This is a genomic window from Pseudomonas sp. SST3 (assembly GCF_003325755.1).
In genome coordinates this window covers 1-3950 of sequence record NZ_QORI02000146.1, presented here as the reverse complement: position 1 = coordinate 3950, position 3950 = coordinate 1, and the positions used below count along the sequence as shown (strand labels likewise).

Annotated in this window: 2 protein-coding genes and 2 pseudogenes; all 4 read right to left on the bottom strand. The window is 60.9% G+C overall.

Going from position 1 to position 3950, the window contains the following annotated elements; genetic code table 11:
- Positions 1 to 486 (bottom strand): acetyl-coenzyme A synthetase N-terminal domain-containing protein (locus tag DQ405_RS25415; protein ID WP_168426426.1); only part of this gene is annotated, 486 nt, incomplete at its 3' end.
- Positions 487 to 592: 106 nt separating this feature from the next.
- Positions 593 to 2254, bottom strand: a pseudogene (pgi, locus tag DQ405_RS25410) (glucose-6-phosphate isomerase).
- Positions 2255 to 2478: 224 nt separating this feature from the next.
- Positions 2479 to 3329 (bottom strand): annotated as a pseudogene (panC, locus tag DQ405_RS25405) (pantoate--beta-alanine ligase).
- A partial coding sequence (gene panB / locus DQ405_RS25400) for a 3-methyl-2-oxobutanoate hydroxymethyltransferase (RefSeq protein WP_168426425.1) occupies positions 3326 to 3950 on the bottom strand: 625 nt, incomplete at its 5' end. The pseudogene panC and the gene panB, both read right to left, overlap by 4 nt.

Sequence of the window (3950 nt, the reverse complement as noted above, 5' to 3'; positions counted from 1 at the left end):
AAACACCACCGAGTGCACTGCGCCAATTCGCGTGCAGGCCAGCATGGCGTACGCCGCCTCGGGGATCATCGGCATATAGATGCACACGCGATCACCTTTGTTCACGCCACGGCTTTTCAACACATTGGCCAGGCGGCTGACGTTTTGGTGCAGTTGACGGTAAGTAATCGTGCAGGATGTTGACGGATCATCGCCTTCCCAGATGAAAGCCGGCTGATCGGCGCGTTGCGCCAGATGGCGGTCGATGCAGTTGTAGCTGACGTTCAACTGGCCACCGGCAAACCATTGGGCGGCACCGGTGTGGATGTCTGACTGCTGGACGCTGTGCCAGGGTTTTATCCAGTCGAGAAAGCCCTTGGCCTGTTCGGCCCAGAAGGTGTCTGGCTGGTCGATGGATTGGCGATAGAGGCGCTGGTAGTCCTCTTGACTGAGCTGCGCAGCCCGGCGGACGGCATCGGCGGTGGGAAAGGTGCTGATATCGAACATGAGCGCTCCTTATTCTTGTTTTTTGCGACAAGTCATAAAGATGCACCCTGGGGCGGGAGGGTTCAAGGCCAACGTCCAAACGGACGTTGGCCTTGAATGAACGGCTTCAGCCGCGGTGGCGACCACGGAAGTAGTTGATCAGGCCCTGGGTCGAAGCATCTTCGGCCAAGGTTTCTTCGGCGCGTCAGGCGGTTGTACACGCCTTTGCCCAGCTCCTTGCCCAGTTCAACGCCCCATTGGTCGAAGGCATTGATGCCCCACACCACGCTCTGCACGAACACCTTGTGCTCATACATCGCCACCAGCGCACCCAGGCGGCGTGGGCTGATGCGCTCGACCACCAGGGTGTTGCTCGGACGGTTGCCCGGGATCACCTTGTGCGGTGCCAGCTTCTGTACTTCGGCTTCCGGCAAGCCCTTCTCACGCAGCTCGGCTTCGGCCTCGCTGCGGGTCTTACCGAGCATCAGCGCCTGGCTCTGGGACAGGCAGTTGGCGTACAGCCACTGATGGTGGTCGGACACAGGGTTGAAACTGACGATCGGCACGATGAAGTCGGCCGGGATCAATTGAGTCCCTTGGTGCAGCAACTGGTGGTAAGCGTGCTGGCCGTTGCAGCCTACGCCGCCCCAGATCACCGGGCCGGTATCGGTGGACACTGGCGTACCGTCCTGGCGCACGCTCTTGCCATTGGATTCCATGTCCAACTGCTGCAAATGCTTGGTGATGTTACGCAGGTAATGGTCGTACGGCAGGATCGCATGGCTCTGCGCACCCCAGAAGTTGCCGTACCACACCCCCAGCAAGCCCAGCAGCACGGGCATGTTGGCTTCGAACGGCGCGTTCAGGAAGTGCTGGTCCATGGTGTAGGCACCCGACAGCAGTTCCTTGAAGTTGGACATGCCGATAGCCAGGGCAATTGGCAAGCCGATGGCAGACCACAGCGAGTAGCGCCCACCGACCCAGTCCCACATGGGGAAGATGTTTTCTTCGCGGATACCGAAGGCCACGGCTGCGGCATTGTTGCTCGAGACGGCGATGAAGTGGCGATACAGTTCGGCTTCCGAGCCTCCCTGGGCCAGGTACCAGGCGCGGGCGGCCTGGGCGTTTTTTCAGGGTTCCAGGGTGTTGAAGGATTTGGACGAGACGATAAACAGCGTGGTCTCGGCGCGCAGCTTCATGGTCAGTTCGTGGAACTCGCTGCCGTCGATGTTCGCCAGGTAGTGGCAACGCACACCTTTATGGGCGTAGGACAGCAAGGCCTCCGAGACCAATTCCGGGCCGAGGAACGAGCCACCGATGCCGATGTTCACCACGTCGGTGATCGGCTTCTCGGTGTAGCCACGCCACAGGCCGTCGTGGATACGGCCGACCAGGTCAGTGATCTGATTCAGCACCTTGTGCACGTCCGGCATGATGTTCACGCCGTTGACCGACAGCTTATCGCCCACCGGGCGGCGCAGGGCGGTGTGCAGGGCAGGGCGGCCCTCAGAGGAGTTGACCGGTTCGCCAGCGTACTGCGCGTCGATCGCGGCCTTGAGATTGACTTCCTTGGCCAGGCCCACCAACAGGTCGCGGGTTTCGCTGGTGATCAGGTTTTTCGAGTAATCGAGGAAAAGTCCGCAGCTGCTCAAGGTGAACTGGGAAAAACGCTGAGGATCGGCATTGAACGCCTCGCGCATGCTGAAATCCTGCATGGCTTGGCGATGTTGAACAAGCGCTTGCCAGGCGGGCAGCGCGGTAACGTCATGAGGGTGCGGTAGTACGCCATCGCTGCGGGTTTCCTTTTATTACGGGGACTGCCTTTAGGACACTTCAAAGCCCGGAACATCCAGTCTTATAACAAGGATTGGGTTCCAGACAGCGCTAACCATAGCGCAGGGCAGTTACATTAAACCTAGCGTGTGGATATGTCTTGGCTTTGTCTGCGCTGTGGCCGGTACTTTTTTATACCGGCACAGCCGCCGGGGCAACAGGTTGAGGGTAAAGCGGGGGTCAGGCGAGGTTCAGGTGCAGGTTATCGATGAGGCGTGTTGCCCCCAGATAAGCGGCGACCAGGATCACCACATCACGATCTTCAGCCGTGGCCGGGCGCAGATGTACGCCTTGGCGCACTTCCAGGTAGTCCATGCGCAGCCCAGCGGCTTCAATCTGCTGAATGTGCTCGGCGCGAAGCCTGGCAAAATCATGATCGCCGCCTTGGATGGCCGTGGCGATCTGGCTGAGCGCGCGGTACAGCACTGGTGCGACCGCACGTTGCTCCTCGGTGAGGTAACCGTTGCGTGATGACAGCGCGAGGCGTCCTCGGCGCGCACGGTAGGCTCGCCGATGATCTGGATCGGCATGTTCAGGTCGCGGACCATGGCGCGGATCACCGCCAACTGCTGGTAGTCCTTCTGGCCGAATACGGCCATGTCCGGCTGGACCATGTTGAACAGCTTGCTGACCACCGTGGCCACGCCTTCGAAGTGCCCTGGGCGGCTGGCGCCGCACAAGCCTTCGGACAGCTGTGGCACGCTGACTCGGGTCTGGCCGTTCATGCCATCGGGGTACATTTCCTCGACCGTGGGCGCAAACAGCAGGTTGCAGCCCGCCTGCAGAAGTTTTTCCTGGTCGGCGGCCAACGTGCGCGGGTATTTGTCCAGGTCTTCGCCCGCGCCGAATTGCAGCGGGTTGACGAAAATGCTCGCCACTACGAAGTCCGCTTGCTGCGCGGCCTTGGTCACCAGGGTGGCGTGGCCGCTGTGCAGGTTCCCCATGGTGGGCACAAAGCCGATGCGTTTGCCGGCGCTGCGGGCGTGGGTTACGGCAGCCCGCAGTTCGCGGACGGTTTTAACGGTGTTCATGCCGAGAACCCGTGTTCAATACCTGGGAAAGTTACATTCTTGACTTCGCTGACGTAGGCGCTCAGGGCCGCGTGGATGCTGTCCTGGCCGGCCATGAAGTTCTTCACGAACTTCGGTACGTGGCCGGTGATCGACAGGCCGAGCATGTCGTGCAATACCAGCACTTGGCCATCGGTGGCGGAACCTGCGCCAATCCCGATCACGGGCACTTTGACGGCCTGGGTGATTTCGGCGGCCAGTTCGCTCGGCACGCACTCCAGCAGAATCATCGCAGCACCGGCTTGTTCCAGTGCAATAGCATCGGCGCGCATCTGGCGGGCCTGGGCTTCATTGCGGCCCTGGACCTTGTAACCACCGAGGATATTGACCGACTGCGGTGTCAGGCCCATGTGCGCGCACACTGGCACGCCGCGCTCGGCCAGCAACCGGATCGACTCGGCCAGCCACACGGCACCTTCGACTTTGATCATATGCGCGCCCGCCTGCATCAGCTTGCCGGCGTTCAGGAAGGTTTGCTCAAGGGTGGCGTAACCCATGAACGGCAGGTCCGCGATGATCAAGGCGCCATCATTGCCACGCTTGACGCTGGCGGTGTGGTAGGCGAGTTCATCGGTGGTCACG